We start from the raw sequence: 16,023 nt of genomic DNA on the forward strand, positions 1-16,023 counted from the left end.
CAGGTGCCCGAAGGTCTTCCTCTCAGCAATCGCCATCGCAGCTCTCGTCATCTATTGGCTATGAGTCCTGACCCTAGGCGCCAACAGTTCGACCAACCGGTTTCCTCGAACCGGACCTTCATGCAAAGCGCAGCATTTTCAACCGCTCAAGACCCAAAGCGCGCACACAGCGGACTTCTGCCGACAGGTTACTGTCGTCTTCTGTTCACATACTGATATCATCAAGCCCGGCAAAAGGTCTGATCTGTCCGGAGGAGCAGACGCTCGCTTAAATGCCTCGAATATTGGCATCGGACCCAGGTGAAATCAAAGTGCAACCGTGCATAACACCGCGCAGTTCGGCGAGGCCGCGCATTCTGCCTATGAGCGGGTAGCCGGGCTGGGAAGGACGAGTGAGATCGTTCAGCAAAGCGTGGCCATGGTCCGGGCGCATGGGAATCTCATAATCTGATCGCCCCTGATTGCGGCGCCGCGTTTCTTCGACCATCAAGGCGCGAATTGTTGCAACCATATCTGTGTCTCCTGCCAAATGTTCAGACTCGGAAAAACTATGGCGATTGCTGTCGCTTGAACCGTCCCGCACGGTATTGCGAAGATGTACAAAGTGGATCCGATGGCCGTGCTGAGCAATGAAGGATACTGGGTCGAAGTCTTCGGCAACACCCAATGACCCGGTGCATAGCGTTGCTCCGTTTGCCGGGCTGTCAACGGCATCCAACACGGTCGCGTAATCACTTTGCGACGACATGACCCGTGGAAGCCCAAGCAGCGGAAAAGGTGGGTCATCCGGATGGCAACAGAGCCGGACGCCGAGGCCTTCGGCCGTTGGAACAACCTCGGAAAGGAAATCAACCAGGTTGGAGCGGAGGGTTTCGGGCGTCACGCCAACATATGCCTCGAGGTTTCGTTTCACGTCCTCAAGAGACCAATTGTCGTTCGCCCCCGGCAAACCAGCGACGATATTGTTCGACAGTTTCAGGCGATCTCCATCACCCAGATCTGCAAACCGGGCCCGTGCGGCTTCTATGATCACCGCTGAATAATCTTGCTCCGCGCGTTGCCTGCATAGGATGAAACAATCGAACATGACAAAATCCAAGAGATCAAACCGCATTGCGTGCCCACCATGTGGCAGCGGATGGCTCAGGTCTGTGCGCGTCCAATCCAGCACTGGCATGAAGTTGTAGCAGACTGTGTGAATGCCACATTCGGCCAAATTACGTAGGCTTTCCTTGTACATTTCAAGGTGTTGCCTTACCGGGCCGGTTTGCGATTTGATCGCTTCGGACACCGGAACGCTTTCAACAACGTCCCAGGTCAATCCAGATGGAACGCCTCCGGGCTGCTCAATCTGTTGCTGCCGCTCTTTGATGTGCTCGACTGGCCAAACCTCTCCTGTTGGAACATGGTGCAAGGCTGAGACGATGCCGGTTGCACCGGTTTGCCTGATTTCACCAATGGAGATCGCATCAGAAGGGCCAAACCAGCGCCAAGTCTGTTTCATGATCTTGCTACTCCTTGATCAAGACGTATCACTAACCCGTCTCATCCTTACCAAGATCTAATTTAACCGGGACGAGTGCGCCTTTGTGACGGACGACATGGCCTGCCAGACGACACCCCTTGCGTATGCCTGTTGCCAAATCATCCTGCCTAACAACGCTTACCAAGACACCTGCATTGAAACTGTCCCCTGCCGCAGTGGTATCGACAATGCCCCTCACTGGATCAACGCCTACCTCACCACGTTGACCTGCTTTTTGAAAAACCACAGGCTGCGCGCTGTTCTTGACGACAATCTGATCGACACCAGCCTTTGCATACCGATCCAGCGTCGCAATTGAATCGCCGTCCCCGAACCATACGGCTTCGTCATCATAAGATGGCAGAACGATATCGGATTGCGCAGCAGCTTTCATAACTGTGTCTGTCATTTCCTGCGGTGTAGACCAAAGCCGTGGTCTTAGATTTGTATCAAAGGCAACAGTCGTTCCGGATGCACGTGCACGACGCAACGCATCGAACAGCATTTCGCGTGATTGTGGATCGAGAATAGCGAGGGTTATTCCAGAAAAGTAGATTAAGTCTGCGCCCTTAACTGCCCGCCCGAGTGCAATCTCGTCGACCGCAAGTTGCCTGGCGGCAGAGTCGCTGCGCCAGTATGAAAAACTGCGCTCACCATTGCTGAGATGGATGAGATATAGCCCAATCGTTTTGCCCGCAATGACTTGGACGTGCGTGTCGGATATCCTGCTGTCTTTCATGAACGCCCGCAGATCCTGCGAAATCGCATCATCTCCGACAGCCGTCAGATAGTTGACGTCGATATCTGCGGCGATTTGTGCAAGATACCATGCTGTATTGAAGGTATCGCCCGCAAAACCAAGCTTGAATTCACCAACCCGTTCAGATGGGGCAAGTTCTGCCATGCATTCGCCGATTGCCAGTACACGCATATCAGTTACAGAAAATCATCGCGGCGGGGCGTGAAACTGTCGACCAATGTCCCAGGTTCCAGGCATGTGCAGCCATGGGTTTGGCCGGGCGGGATGACAAAACTTTCACCGGGGCCAAACTCTTGTTCGTGCTCACCCAACATAAACCTAAATCGACCGCTTTCGACATAGGTCGCCTGCACATGCGGATGGCTGTGCAGGGCACCAATCGCCCCGGTCGCGTGAAACCGGAAGGCAACAACCATGAGGTCAGGATGATCAGATAGCAACTGCCGCGTAACATGTTCACCTGTAGAGACGATCGGGAAATTGGGCACAGATTCTCTCCTTGCTTGTTAGGAAAACAGCATGCCACCGTTGAGATCAATGTTTGCGCCCGTGATGAAGGCACTGTCCTCGCAGGCCAGAAATAAAACGAGATTTGCAGCGTCATCGACATGACCCTGACGCTTTAGCGGTGCGTTGGCTTCAAAGCCGCGTCGACCAACATCAGGTGTATGAACATTGTGAAAATCGGTATCGATCATGCCAGGACAAAGTGCATTCACACGAATGTCTGGGCCGACCTCTTTTGCCAAACCGCGTGTCATGGTCATGACCGCGCCCTTGGCTGTGGCATAGGCGACGGCACCCGGTCCACCACCATCGCGCCCGGCCTGACTGGCGAGATTGACGATAGTTCCAGACGTCATCCTGGACAGGCAAGCCTGCGTCATCAGGAATGTGCTGGTCAGATTCAGGCTCATCACGGCGTCCCAATGTTCAACAGACATTTCCGCAATGGTTTTGCGGGCGATCAGACCGCCTGCATTATTGACCAGAATATCGACGCCGCCAAAGGTTTCGACCGTGCGATACACAAGCGCGTCAACATCCGCCTTCTTGTTCAGGTCGCCCTGCACGGCAATCGCCTTACCGCCGTTGGCTTCGATTGCGGCAACAGCTTCATCCGCGCCGTTTGAGCTGGAAAAATAGTTGATCGCAACATTTGCGCCTTCAGAGGCGAGTTTGACCGCAACCGCGCGGCCAATATCACGGCCTCCTCCGGTTACAATGGCGGTTTTACCTGCAAGTTTCATGTCGGTCCTTCCTATTACAAAGCGCCAGCTTCGCTTGTGTCACGGGTTTCAGTTGGCGGCCCTCTCAGAGCGCTCACAGCGCAAGTTGAGACGCCATTATCGGAACGCCCCCGGCATAACTGCCTTTGGGAGCCACAGAATGATTTCGGGGAATGCCGCCAACAGAATGAGGATGACCAGCATTGGGGCAAGGATAAGCACGACCTCACGCAGGACTTGCACAACATTCAGGCCACCGATCGCTGCAGAGATGAGCAAACACAAGCCGTATGGCGGTGTCACCAGCCCGAAGGCAAGCGAGACAATGCCGATGATAGCGAAGGCGATCGGATCAACCCCACCCGCCTGCGCCACGGGCATCAGAACCGTGCCAAGAATGATGATTGTCGGGATTGCATCGATGAACAGGCCAAAGAGAAGAAACAGCAGGGCAATCAAGATAGCCGTTCCAAATGCCCCGAACTCCCAAGCAGTCAGAACACTGACAATCAGGCGCGGCGCATCGTAGAACGACAGTAGCCATCCGAATGCCGAGGCGGTGCCGATCGCAAACAGAGAGATGGCTGCAAATCGTGCGGTGTCATAGAGGATCGTACCCAAATCTCTGACAGTGACCGTCCGATAGACAAACATGCCCAAGATCAGCGCATAACCCGCCGCTATGATTGCACTTTCAGTTGGTGTGACAAGACCACCTACAATACCGCCAATCACAAAGACCGGTGTCAAAAGGGCCAGTGCGGCGCCTTTCCAAGCGGCCCAGAACTCACCCCAGTTCGGCGTCGCCGTCACCGGGTAATTGCGGGCTTTTGCGAAACCATAGACCGTAGCCATCAAGGCGAGGCCAATCATCAGGCCTGGAATCGCGCCGCCCAAAAACAATGCGCCGACAGAGACCTGCATGACACCGCCCCAAACGATCATCAAAATCGACGGCGGGATGATGACCCCCATCACCGAAGAGCAGGCCGTGATAGCAACGGCAAACCGCGTGTCGTACCCCTCTTTCTGCATGGCTGGGATCAGGATTTTTCCGATACCCGCAGCATCTGCTGTGGAAGATCCGGAGATACCAGCGAACAGCATCGACACAGCGACATTTACATGACCCAATCCGCCGGGCATCCAGCCGGTTAGCACACGGGCCAGTTCGATCAGCCGGTCGGTTACTTTGCCGGAATTCATCAGGTTGGCCGCCAGTAGAAAGAATGGAACGGCCAATAAGATGAAGGAGTTATAGGATTGGAACATCCGATCCAGCACGATGAACGGGGTCAGCCGCAGCTCAAGCAACACAACCGGGAGGGTCGCCAAACCCAATGCGAATGCCACTGGGATGCGGATGAAAATCAGCACCAGAAAGCCAGCAATAAGCATCGTGGCGGCAGTTGCTGTATCGAGGATCATGTCTGGCCGCTCTCTCGGTTTAGATATTTCGCGATGGTTTCGGACAACCGGTAGCCTGACAGGAGAAACCAAAACCCTCCGGCAATCGGGACCGAGATGTGCGTAATCGCAAGATTTGCACGCATCATTACCGACCGCTGTTTGCCCCCAAATTCGGTGTATTCGATGCCGTAAAACAGGAAGAACGCCCCAAAAATCATGATGGCAACGTGAACGATGCCGTCTTGGAACAAACGTGGCAGCGGTCTCATTGCGTTGCGGGTAATCCGAACGTCAAAATGGGTGCCGTCCCAAACAGCGACAATAGACCCAATCATCACAATCCAGACGAACAGGAACGTCGCCAGTTCTTCGGTCCAAAGATAAGTTGGGATCAAACCGGTGTAGCGAGAGACAACTTGCATCGCGACCGGTATCGCCAATGCCCCCATCATCACGCCAAGCAATATACGAAGCCCAGTGCAGAACCTATCCAGATATTTTCCAAGCATGTTCCACCCTACATCGCAATGTGACGCGCCAAGCGCATCGGGATTTATGCCAACGGGCGAGTTTGATTACTTACTCGCCCGTCAGCTGGGAGATCACATTCCGCGAACGTTGTTGAGCAGTTCTGTCGCCCCCAGCTCTTCGGCATAGGCGTCCTGCACTGGCTGAACCAGTTCCAGCATTTTCTCGCGACCCTCGAACTCATGCACTTCGATCTGACCTGCGTCGATCATTGCTTGAAGTTTTTCACCATCCTGACCGCTCTCTAGTGCGCGACCAAATGCACCGGCCTCGGCGCCAGCATCCATGATAGCGGCTTGCAACTCAGCAGGCAGTTCATCGAAGATTTTTGCTGACATCACAATTGGGCGCACGGTGATCGTGTGCTGGGTCAATGAGACATGCGGCGCAACTTCGTAGAACTTCAGGTTCTGGATCGAGGCCGCTTCATTCTCAAATCCGGCAATAACGCCTGTTTGGATTGCGTTATAGACTTCGTTGTAGGCAATGGCAGATGGTGCCGCGCCAACAGCTGAGAATGTCTGGGCCTGAATTGGGGCCCCCATGACGCGCATGCGGTGTCCGGCAAGTTCATCCATGTTTGTGATGGGCTCGGCTGAGGCCAGGTTCCGCACACCGCCGCCATGATACCCAACAATCACGATACCTGCAGCTTCGCGCAGATCGTCCTCAAGGGGTTTCAGCGCATCCGACGAAAGGACCGCATCCCAGTGTTCAAGATCACGGAACAGGAAAGGCATATCCATCAAAGGAATGGACTCTGAAAACACCGCCATGTTGGACGGGGCAAGGATCGTATAATCTACGGCGACACCTTGGTTGAGGTAGGTGACGTAATCGGATTCAACCCCAAGCTCACCATTCAGGCGCAGATCAAATTCGACCTCGCCATCATATTTCTCTGCGACCAGTCGTTCAAACTCGCGCAAGGTCTTAGTGAATGCATGTTCTTCATCAAACATGCTTGCCCCGCGCAGTGTGACATCAGCTTGCGCGGTCGAAACCCCGCCCAACAAAACAGCCGTCACAGCCAACGTCTTTAGTGAAAAATTGAACATTCTATCCTCCCAGATCAGGTTCAGGTCTTGTTTTCTTCCAGTCATCTTTGACCGGCGATCGTGTTCGAAACCTTACAAGTGGTCACGCCAGATCAGCCTTCACCCCAATTTGGATGATCTGATTTCCTCCCAGCTAGCACACTTGCTCCGCCCTCGTTGATGGGCACACCCAACACGATAACTGGGATACTAGTCAACATAATTCTTCTAGATGCTATTTAAATATGTGATATTTTCCTTTTAGAACAATGAATATAATGTAACCTAGTATCCTAATTTGCTCTATTAATTCTCTCTCTGATCTGCCACAATGTCGCCAAACAGAGGTTGGAAAACAAAAAATGGCAGCTTTGGGAACCCTTGAACGTACGACGAGTAGCGATGTCGTCTTTGACGAACTGTTTGGACAAATCACCCGCCTGGAGCTGCTTCCAGGGACAAAGATATCCGAAACGGATGTTGCGAAATCATTCGGGTTTTCACGCCAGCCTGTGCGCGAGGCTTTCACGCGACTTTCCAACCTCAATCTCCTTTTGGTGCGGCCACAACGCGCGACAGTTGTTCGACCGTTCTCACGCCAGCTCATCGCGAATGCCCGCTTTGTGCGTGCCGCAGTCGAATTGGAAGTCATCCGCACTGCCGTGTCAGATCGCGACAAGTCGGTAGACGCGGCATTAAAAGCTAACCTTCGTGAACAGGCGGATGCAATCTCAGCAGAAGATGTCAATTTGTTCCATGATCTGGACTACCAGTTTCACAAACTGCTTTGCGCCTCGGCCAAACAGGCGTTTGCGTTTGAAATCATCGCCGAAAACAAAGCGCAGGTTGACCGCCTTTGCATGCTGGCGTTAACCAGCAAAGAAGCAATGGATGATTTGTATCTGGATCATCAATCTCTTTTAAAGGCCCTGTTCAGCGGGGATGCGTGGGCGGCGGATCAAGTTCTTCGTACGCATCTTGACCGTTTGACGCCAACCATTCAGGCAATCTACACAACGCATAACGCATACTTTGATGAATAGGTAGCTAGATATCGGATGGCTTTTCGCCTCATCGCCCTAGTCTAAATTCATACATATTAGGTCGTGTTGACAAAAGGGATTCACAACGACCTCTGATCGTTATTCAAGCCGGTATCTGCGATGGAGGCCAGCTTGGCACGAAATCTAATGCCGGACGAGGAGTGGGCGTTCTTTGAACGGTTCATCCTTTCGGTCCGTGCCCCGAATGGGCGCAGACCTACCAATCACCGCCTTGTTCTTGATGGCGTTTTCTGGATTGCACGTACTGGTGCCCCATGGCGAGACTTGCCTGACGAGTTTGGGAAGTGGTCGAGTGTCTACCGACAGTTCCGACGCTGGACCCTCACGGGACTCTGGGAAAAGATTTTGGAAACCTTGACCGAGAGCAGGATCGTTCCTGACGCTCTTCAAATGGTCGACAGTACAGTGGTTCGTGCCCATCATCAAGCAGCGGGCGCAAAAGGGGGACTCCGCAACAAGGTTTTGGCCGCTCAAAAGGCGGCTTCACAACCAAGATCCACCTCCGGGTAAATGCCGCTGGGCTGCCGATGAGAATTGACATCACACCCGGCCAGACATCGGACTATCTTGGATTTGATCGGGTTATGGACGACAACCTGCCGGAGCCAGTCGTGCTGCTGGCCGACAAACGTTACGATGCCGACCGTATTCGCACCGAACTGCACAGCCGAAGCATTCGACCGGTGATCCCAATGCGAAAGTCCCGAAAGAGGCGCGTTGGGTTGGATTGGCCTCTCTACCGGCTAAGAAACCTGGTCGAGAGATGTTTCAACAAACTTATGAATGCTCGGCGGGTGGCTACCCGCTAAGATAAGACAGCCGAAAGCTTTCTCGGCTTCGTGGATATCACTTCAATCCGCCTCTGGATCCGCCATTTGTCAACATGACCTAGCAGTCGATAACAACTGCATTGTTGCGCATTGCGATGCCGGTGGAGCAGGAGCCATCCACCCAATCTCCTCCGACGGGCCTCACTGCAGCATCGCTAATCCTCGGGCAATGGTAGCAACGGGCCGTCCACAATCTGTGTAGGGCAGGCGGTCAACCGATGCCGTATCGCATCTGAGGTCCGTTCATGGCCCAAAACGACCAATGCTGCAGAGCGCAGCAATGTCTGTTTTTGAACGTGCTCAAGTCCTAACGGACAAAAGCCAGTGTCAGGACGAAGGGTTGCGCATTGGTTTATTGAACCAATCGCTTGGACAAAATCTGGACTGCCGCTTCAAACCTTTGCGGGTCCTGTGCCACTCGGGCTGCCAGTTGTGCGCCCTCGAGCAAAGGCAGTGTTGCGGCGGCTTCTGCTGCCGGATCGGCAACATGTAGGATCGTTCCATCGCCCTGACCCAGTGAAAATACCCTCGCAAGCCATTCGGTCATCATTGTGCGAAAACGGTTCATCTCCGCAATCGTGTCTGCTGACAGATTTTCTGTACTGGTCGAAAAAGACACGCACAGGCACAAGCTTTGACCACCTTCAAGTGCGCCACGATACCGCTTGATCAAAGCGGCCAAGCGCGTCGCCCCTGTTGCATGGTCTTGATCAATCTCGCCACAGGCGGTTTCCAAATCTGAATAATACCGCTGCATCAGCGCGACGGCCAAAGCTGCCTTGCTGGCGAAATGATGGTGAATGCTGGCCTTTGTGATTCCGACGTCGGCGGCCAGGTCGGCATAGCTGAACCCATCAAAGCCACGCCTGCGCGCGGCCCGTTCAGCCGAATTGAGCAGAGTTGTCTTGGTGTCGGTCGCCATGTGTTATCCAAGATTTTGGTCGTTTAGGCTGTGTAGGACATTCTCTGCCGCTTCCAAAGCACCTTCGATATAGCCGCCGAAAACCGGGGCGACCTCTGTTCCTGCGAAATGCAGCTTTCCGTTCCACAGATTGCTCATCGCCTTCGGTAGACCGTATGTCGGATGGGCATATAGCGGTGCCTTATCCGCCTCAGTTGCAGTGTAAGGATCAATGGCCCAGTCTTTCAAGTAGAGCTTTCGGGGCTCGGCGGCTTCAGGCCCGAACAACCGTGTTAATTGTGCGCGCAGGTGCTGACGCAGCAGTTGTTCGTCCGCGCGACCTTGGGGCGGTACACCGATGAAGCCAAAGAGCGCGTATGGTCCGCCCTCAGGGGGGGATGCATCATGGATTTCGACCATCGGTCCTTTCCGGCTCATTGCATCACCGGACAGTCCTTGTTTGCGCCAGAATGGTTTGTCGTACACCGCAACAGCCTTGGCCTGACCTGCCATCCATGTCGCGATGCCTTTCATGGTTTGGGCGGCTTCGGCAGACAATGCGGGCGAAAATGAGATTTCGGCCGCAACACGTGGGGGCACAGCGAGGACAGCTTGATCCGTGTGGATCTGTTCGCCCTTTGCCGTTGTTGCAATGCATTGATCGCCGGACATGTCAAGTTTAACAACCGGCGCGTTTAGCTGTTTGCGATGATCCGGCAGGCGGTTGGCCAATGCGTCTGTCAGAGCAGCCAACCCTCCCTTTAGCCGCCATGACCCTTCCATTAATGAAAAACCCTGCCCGCGTTGCACGTTGCCATGTTCATCCTCAAAGGTCTGAGCGCCATCGGCGAATTGGTCGAACTTTGTCAGACCAAACCGATCAATCAGAGCTGCAATACGTGGCTGGCCCGGCCAGAACCAGGCAGGCCCCATGTCAAAGTAGCCTGCCTCCAGATGCTGCGTCATGATTCGCCCGCCAAACCGCGGGCGGGCCTCAATCAGCATATAGTCGCGCCCTTGCGCCTCAAGACGTTCGGCTAAGACAAGTCCTGACAACCCGCCGCCGACAATCAGCGTTTGCATGCGCTAGAACCCTTCGGATGCCGGGCGCAGATCTAGCTCGTGCGTCCATGTGGATTTGGGTTGGCGGGCGAGGCTACAGTAGGCCTCTGCGATGTCCTCGGGCTTCATCATCTTGCCCGGATCAAGGTTGTGCAGGTCCCGAGATCGCGCTGTATCAATGATACCGTCCAGAATCGCGTGGCAGACATGAACACCTGCTGGTTGATACTCCCGTGCAAGCGATTGCGTCAGGCCGCGCAAGGCGAATTTTGCGCTGGCAAAGGCCGAGAATCTTGTACCACCCCGCAAGGACGCTGTGGCGCCAGATACAATGAACGTACCACCGCCAGCGCGGACCATCGGTTGCAGTGTCGATTGGGCAAGCAAAATGGCAGACTGCACCATCGATCCCCACGTGCGTTGATAATCAGCAAGCCGGGTTTCTGCGAAAGGCGCGATGATCAGTTCGCTCGTGTTGTGGATCACAACCTTGGGCGGGCCATGTTCTGCGATAACCTGTGCCAGGATGCTGGGAACGGCACTCTCGTCCGTCAGGTCCATCTCAAAGAACTGGCCAATCACCGTTTCAGGTTGCGTGCGTCCCAAGCCAACGGCAGCAAAGCCATCTTTTGTGAAACGGGACAACAGGGACTGACCAAGGCCAGCCCCCGCGCCGGCCACTAGGACCAAAGGTTTTTCAACACTCATCAGACGGCAGGCGGTTTGGCGTGGGGCAAATGACCCGTCTTGATCCACAGCTTTGCCCCATCAGGGCCAGCCGTTGCAGACAGTTGATCGCCTTCCGGCAGTCGCAGCCATGCTCCTTTTTCAAGCGTATCGCTGCCTTCGGTGACGGAACCGGCAATCACCAGCATTTCGATCCCACCCACATCGGTATTTTCCAGTGTCGCGCCTGCATCAAGGTGGCTGTAGGTAACTGTTTCACGCGCATCACGGTGTAGTTCAGCCGTTGCGACACCATCCACAGGATCGGTCAGTTCTTCGGCCATGGTTTTGCGAAACTGATTGCGGTCGGCCATGTCGAACTGCCACAGCTTTACAAAGATCGTGCAGCCCGGCTCTGACCCCGGCGTATGTGCAGTGGTGGGAGGATTGCGCACATATGTCCCTTCGGGGAAGTCGCCATGTTCGTCCTGAAATACACCATCAAGCACGATGAATTCTTCGCCACCTGTATGGGTGTGTTCCGAAAATTTGCTGCCCGGCGCATAGCGCACAATCGTCGTGGCACGGGCAACTTCGCCGCCGATGCGGTCCAACATACGCCGATCCACACCGGGCATAGGCGAAGCGTTCCACTCAAGCTGTTCAGAATGAACAACCACGCGTGTTTTAAAGTCTGCGTTCAGTTCCATGTTTTTCCTTTCGGCTTGAGTGGTATCGCGTCCTTAACCTGCGATGCTGGGCCGTGCCGAGACCTTTGCACGCCATGCCGTCAGATTGGAGAGTGTCTCTGGAATGTCGACCTTGGCAAAGTCCGCAAAGGCAAGACCGGCAAACGCTGTGATATCAGCAACCGAAAACTCAGAACCAGCCAGATATTCATTGTCAGCCAGAACTTCATCCAAGTAAGCCATTGTCTGACCAGCAACTTGCTTTTGCTTGTTGCCCCATTCAGCACATTGATAGGTCTCAAGGTCTGGCCCAAGACCTGGTGTGGCATGGTGAAAGTAGGTTCCCACAGCATTCAGCAGACCATTTTCTGCACGCAGGTTCATCATCGAAATTTGCGCACGTTGTTTTGGTGTCTCTCCGGTCAGCGACGGGCCTTCGAAATGGTTGTCGATATATTCTGTAATCGCATTGCACTGCGAAATATGTGTACCGTCCGCCAACTCAAGGCATGGCACAACGGCATCGGGGTTTTTGGCTTTAAAGGCCTCGGTGCGATGTTCGCCACCCAACACGTCAACCGGAACGAATTGGACCTGGTCTGTTGCGCCTTTTTCAGCAAGCGCAATGCGCACACGTGCGGGGTTTGGGAATCCCTCAGTATCATAGATTTTCATGTCGTCACTCCTTGTGAACTGACATCTATCTACTAGTAGGTAGGTATCTTGGGCAAGATGTATTTTGGTCGTTGCGATAACAAGGTTGTTACGATGATAAGTTTAGCAGCGTCTGGATTTGATGCCAGCTTCCTTCGAAGCGGTCATTTGTGTCGTCCTAATGAATAACAATAAAGTCCCGCAAAATGATGTTGTTGCATGGATCGCCGAGCCGCGATATCGCCGCCGCTCACTCTGACGCAAGCGGCGATACATCCCTACAAATTCAACAATGCCCGTCGCAACAAGTTTCCCAAGGCTACGTATCGTGTTACGAACTGCTCGGAATACGACGAAAGTCTCCGGCGTCGAGGTGATGTGACGATCTGGGTTTCTGATGATGTTGTGAAGAACTGGGCTTCGCCACGCCGCAAGACACGCGGCGGTCAATCGCTTTATTCAGATCTGGCAATCGAGATCAGTCTCACTCTGCGGGTCGTGTTTCGACTTCCGCTCAGACAAACTCAGAGTTTCATGCGGTCGATTGCCAGACTTATGGGCATTGACCTCGTAGTACCGGACTTCTCGACCTTGTCGCGACGCGGTAAGCGGATGAAGATTGTCCTAAACCGGCGAGACGCAAATAAGCCAATCACCCTCATTGTGGACAGCACAGGCCTGAAAGTGCGTGGCGACAAGGGCTGGCATGGAGAAAAACACGGCATCAGGAAGGCGCGCAAAACATGGCGCAAGCTCCACATCAGGCTTGGCCCGGAAACCGGTGATATCGCTGCAACGGAATTGACCACCGAACACGTGGGCAATGAAACGGCACTGCCAGATTTGCTAGCTGACATGGATGTTGATGTGAACCGCTTTCTGGCGGATGGAGCATATGACGGCCAATGTGTTGCAGACTGTCTGTTGGACAAGTTCGGATCCAGGATTGAGATCATTATACCCCCACCTAAAAACGCGGTTCGCGGCGAGAATGCACGGCGCAATCAACACATCGATACCGTCGCTGAACATGGCAGAATGAACTGGTAAAGTGAGACGGGAGACAACCAGCGATCACGGGTTGAAGCCTAGATCGGCAGATGGAAACAAGTTATCGGCGATCGCCTGCAAGGGTGTGATCTCGACCGGCAAATAGCTGAAGCGAAAATTGCATCAAAAGCGCTCAACCGCATGACATCTCTCAATCGTGCGGAGTACGAACGCGTCTTCTAACGTGATGGGGTAAGGGGCAAATTCGTCTCAAACCTGATCCATGCAACACGGTCGTGGAATGCCACAACGGAAATCTGGCGCCTAGTCCAACCGCCGATACCTGGGCATCAAAAAGCTGTCAGTAGAACCCATAAAATTGTAACACCCCGCCATCAATCTTTGCCCACCGCAATAGTCCCACTTGCCTTCCCTACCAATCCACTTATGAAGTTCAATCAGTTGACCTAGGGGAAAGATTGCGATGCGCATGCGCGATACGTTCATCAAACCGATGCACCCGGAAGGTATTCGGTTTGTCGCGATCTTTGCCGCCGTTACGGTCGGTCTGTTTCTCCTGTCTAACATTCTGGGCTGGATTGGTGTCGGCCTCACGATCTGGTGCTACTATTTCTTTCGCGACCCGGAACGCGTGCCACCCACTGGAGAAGGGTTGATCGTCAGCCCAGCGGACGGGGTGGTTTCGCTGATCGAAGCGGCGGTGCCGCCGAACGAGCTTGGGATGCCTAACACGCCTCTCACCCGTGTCAGTGTGTTCATGAGTGTCTTCAACTGTCATGTGAACCGCACGCCAATTGAAGGTGAGATTACCGCTGTTGCATATCGCCCCGGCAAGTTTTTCAACGCATCTCTGGACAAGGCCAGTGCTGATAATGAGCGCAACAGCCTGCGCATTCGTATGAAAAACGGTCAGGATCTGGCTGTTGTCCAGATTGCCGGCCTCGTGGCCAGACGGATCGTCTGCTTCGTGAAGCCAGGCGCAGCGATGCAAACTGGCGAACGATTTGGATTGATCCGCTTCGGGTCTCGGCTGGATGTTTATCTTCCTGATGGCGTGGTCCTACAAGTGCGTGTAGGGCAAACGATGATTGCGGGCGAAACCGTCCTTGCCAGTTTGCCCACCCTTGAAGAAAAGTAGGTAACTGGATCAGTGGCAAAACCATCCAAACAGGAAGAGACCGAGTTTGCGCTGATCCACTTGTTGCCCAATGCGTTGACCATAACGGCCATATGCGCGGGCCTGTCGGCAATCAGATTTGGCGTTCAGGGCAATTACGTGCTCGCTGTCCAGTTGATAATTGCCGCCTGTGTGCTGGATGGGCTGGATGGCCGTATTGCGCGCCTTCTCAGCAGTGACAGCAAACTGGGGGCCGAACTGGACTCACTTGCAGATTTCTTGAACTTCGGGGTCGCCCCACCGCTCGTTCTTTATTTCTGGGCCTTACAGGATATACGCAGTGCGGCTTGGATTGCGGTTCTGTTTTTTGCGGTGTGCTGCGTCATGCGACTTGCCCGGTTCAATGTGGGCGGCAAATCCGAAACCTGCGATCAAGATGGGGCCTATTTCGAGGGAGTCCCCGCCCCTGCAGGGGCGCTGCTTGTCATGTTGCCAATGTATCTGTCCTTCGCCTTCGCCGATGCCCCTTTGCTGCCCAGTATATTGATTTGCCTTTATATGGTGATCATAGGTCTTCTGCTTATCAGCCAAATACCGACCTGGTCATTCAAGACGACGCGAATCTCGCGCGAGAACGCAAAGTTTTATCTCATCGGTGTCGCTGTTGCGGGGGCCGCATTGCTGACTTTCGCCTGGGCTACGTTGATTGTGCTTTGTTTCGGATATGTGGGCACGGTCGCCTGGGCGTGGCTCGACAGGGGAATACCTTCTAACCGTTAAGGACTCGATATGGACATCAAAGCCGTTCAAACTTCCTATGCTCGCTGGGCCCCCATCTACGACAAGACGTTTGGGGCAGTTACCAATGTCGGGCGGCAGCATGCGGTTGATTTTATCAATAGACGTCCAGGCAAAGTTTTGGAGGTTGGCGTCGGCACCGGACTTTCGCTGGAACATTACGGGCCCGAAACGCAAGTGACCGGAATCGATTTCAGTGAGGACATGCTGCAAAAGGCGCGCGACAAAGCAAAAGATCTATCGCTGGACCATGTTGTCGAGCTGAGGCAAATGGATGCCCGCACGCTTGATTTTCCCGACAACCATTTCGATACGGTTTCGGCAATGCACGTGCTATCCGTCGTACCGGAACCGGAAAGGGTAATGGCGGAAATAGCGCGGGTCTGTAAACCGGGTGGAAAAGTAGTAATTACCAACCATTTCCAACGAAAGCGGGGGTTGCTCGCATCCTTGGAACGCGCGATTGCTCCGGTCGCAAATACGATTGGCTGGCATTCTGATTTCGATATTGAAACAGTACTGCAAGAGGATGCGCTTGCCGTAGAGGAGCAAAGAACCCTTCCACCTCTGGGGATGATGACATTTTTGGTACTGAAAAAATCAGTTGTCACGTAACTGTTCAGTGAAAGAACTTGGTACGACTGCAAACAGGAAACTGAGCAACACCAGCCGCTGAGCCTCCCCAACTGAACTGGTCCCCCGTTATGTTTAGGAAACGGAGGACCTAGAATGGCAAACAAGA

General features: G+C 53.9%; 17 protein-coding genes and 1 pseudogene. 6 read left to right on the forward strand and 12 right to left on the reverse strand.

Translation table 11 applies throughout. The annotated features are described in order from the left end of the window. Positions 1–268: 268 nt before the first annotated feature. The 7 genes from uxuA to AC2FIM_RS20005 all read right to left on the reverse strand — a co-directional run bounded on the left by uxuA (position 269) and on the right by AC2FIM_RS20005 (position 6,510). Positions 269–1,504 (reverse strand): mannonate dehydratase, encoded by a 1,236-nt coding sequence (uxuA, locus tag AC2FIM_RS19975; RefSeq protein ID WP_496708378.1) that lies wholly within the window; start codon positions 1,502–1,504, stop codon positions 269–271. Between the two features lie 31 nt (positions 1,505–1,535). Beyond that, a complete protein-coding gene (locus tag AC2FIM_RS19980) occupies positions 1,536–2,456 on the reverse strand; it encodes a sugar kinase (RefSeq protein WP_496708377.1) in 921 nt (306 codons plus the stop codon). Between the two features lie 5 nt (positions 2,457–2,461). Then, positions 2,462–2,773: a cupin domain-containing protein gene (locus AC2FIM_RS19985; protein ID WP_496679808.1), complete on the reverse strand. Its 312-nt coding sequence runs from the start codon at positions 2,771–2,773 to the stop codon at positions 2,462–2,464. A gap of 18 nt (positions 2,774–2,791) precedes the next feature. After that, entirely contained in the window at positions 2,792–3,535 is a 744-nt protein-coding gene (locus tag AC2FIM_RS19990) for a 3-oxoacyl-ACP reductase family protein (RefSeq protein ID WP_496708376.1), read from the reverse strand. A 96-nt stretch (positions 3,536–3,631) separates the two neighbouring features. Next, a complete protein-coding gene (locus AC2FIM_RS19995) occupies positions 3,632–4,942 on the reverse strand; it encodes a TRAP transporter large permease (RefSeq protein WP_271952730.1) in 1,311 nt (436 codons plus the stop codon). After that, entirely contained in the window at positions 4,939–5,433 is a 495-nt protein-coding gene (locus AC2FIM_RS20000) for a TRAP transporter small permease (protein ID WP_271952729.1), read from the reverse strand. The genes AC2FIM_RS19995 and AC2FIM_RS20000 overlap by 4 nt, the downstream gene beginning before the upstream one ends. Before the next feature lie 93 nt (positions 5,434–5,526). After that, complete coding sequence (locus AC2FIM_RS20005; RefSeq protein WP_142640370.1) at positions 5,527–6,510, reverse strand: TRAP transporter substrate-binding protein; 984 nt, start codon at positions 6,508–6,510, stop codon at positions 5,527–5,529. A gap of 341 nt (positions 6,511–6,851) precedes the next feature. Here AC2FIM_RS20005 and AC2FIM_RS20010 point away from each other — a divergent pair, with 341 nt between their 5' ends. Then, on the forward strand, positions 6,852–7,532 hold the full coding sequence (locus AC2FIM_RS20010) for a GntR family transcriptional regulator (protein WP_271952726.1): 681 nt from the start codon (positions 6,852–6,854) through the stop codon (positions 7,530–7,532). Between the two features lie 120 nt (positions 7,533–7,652). Beyond that, positions 7,653–8,440, forward strand: a pseudogene (locus AC2FIM_RS20015) (IS5 family transposase). Positions 8,441–8,735: 295 nt separating this feature from the next. On the opposite strand, the gene AC2FIM_RS20020 reads toward AC2FIM_RS20015, so the two are convergent. The 5 genes from AC2FIM_RS20020 to AC2FIM_RS20040 are packed head-to-tail and all read right to left on the reverse strand — an operon-like array spanning position 8,736 to position 12,376. Next, positions 8,736–9,305 carry a TetR/AcrR family transcriptional regulator gene (locus tag AC2FIM_RS20020; protein WP_142640372.1) on the reverse strand — a complete coding sequence of 190 codons (570 nt, stop codon included), beginning with the start codon at positions 9,303–9,305 and terminating at the stop codon, positions 8,736–8,738. Positions 9,306–9,308: 3 nt separating this feature from the next. Continuing rightward, a complete protein-coding gene (locus AC2FIM_RS20025) occupies positions 9,309–10,367 on the reverse strand; it encodes a flavin monoamine oxidase family protein (RefSeq protein ID WP_496679819.1) in 1,059 nt (352 codons plus the stop codon). 3 nt (positions 10,368–10,370) lie between these two features. Next, complete coding sequence (locus AC2FIM_RS20030; protein WP_271952722.1) at positions 10,371–11,054, reverse strand: SDR family NAD(P)-dependent oxidoreductase; 684 nt, start codon at positions 11,052–11,054, stop codon at positions 10,371–10,373. Further along, positions 11,054–11,722 carry a cupin domain-containing protein gene (locus AC2FIM_RS20035; protein ID WP_271952720.1) on the reverse strand — a complete coding sequence of 223 codons (669 nt, stop codon included), beginning with the start codon at positions 11,720–11,722 and terminating at the stop codon, positions 11,054–11,056. Before AC2FIM_RS20035 ends, AC2FIM_RS20030 begins: the two co-directional genes overlap by 1 nt. 33 nt (positions 11,723–11,755) lie before the next feature. Further along, positions 11,756–12,376, reverse strand: a complete 621-nt coding sequence (locus AC2FIM_RS20040; protein WP_271952718.1) for a glutathione S-transferase family protein — start codon at positions 12,374–12,376, stop codon at positions 11,756–11,758. Between the two features lie 198 nt (positions 12,377–12,574). On the opposite strand from AC2FIM_RS20040, the gene AC2FIM_RS20045 reads away from it, so the two are divergent. The 4 genes from AC2FIM_RS20045 to AC2FIM_RS20060 all read left to right on the forward strand — a co-directional run bounded on the left by AC2FIM_RS20045 (position 12,575) and on the right by AC2FIM_RS20060 (position 15,896). Then, a complete protein-coding gene (locus AC2FIM_RS20045; RefSeq protein ID WP_271952716.1) occupies positions 12,575–13,405 on the forward strand; it encodes an IS5 family transposase in 831 nt (276 codons plus the stop codon). A 424-nt stretch (positions 13,406–13,829) separates the two neighbouring features. After that, positions 13,830–14,504 (forward strand): phosphatidylserine decarboxylase, encoded by a 675-nt coding sequence (locus AC2FIM_RS20050; protein WP_271952715.1) that lies wholly within the window; start codon positions 13,830–13,832, stop codon positions 14,502–14,504. A 12-nt stretch (positions 14,505–14,516) separates the two neighbouring features. Next, positions 14,517–15,263 carry a CDP-diacylglycerol--serine O-phosphatidyltransferase gene (pssA, locus tag AC2FIM_RS20055; RefSeq protein WP_496679824.1) on the forward strand — a complete coding sequence of 249 codons (747 nt, stop codon included), beginning with the start codon at positions 14,517–14,519 and terminating at the stop codon, positions 15,261–15,263. Positions 15,264–15,272: 9 nt separating this feature from the next. Beyond that, positions 15,273–15,896 (forward strand): class I SAM-dependent methyltransferase, encoded by a 624-nt coding sequence (locus tag AC2FIM_RS20060; RefSeq protein ID WP_496679830.1) that lies wholly within the window; start codon positions 15,273–15,275, stop codon positions 15,894–15,896. The last annotated feature ends 127 nt before the right edge of the window (positions 15,897–16,023 follow it).

The sequence above is a fragment of the Ruegeria sp. CDSC052 genome (assembly GCF_059610685.1).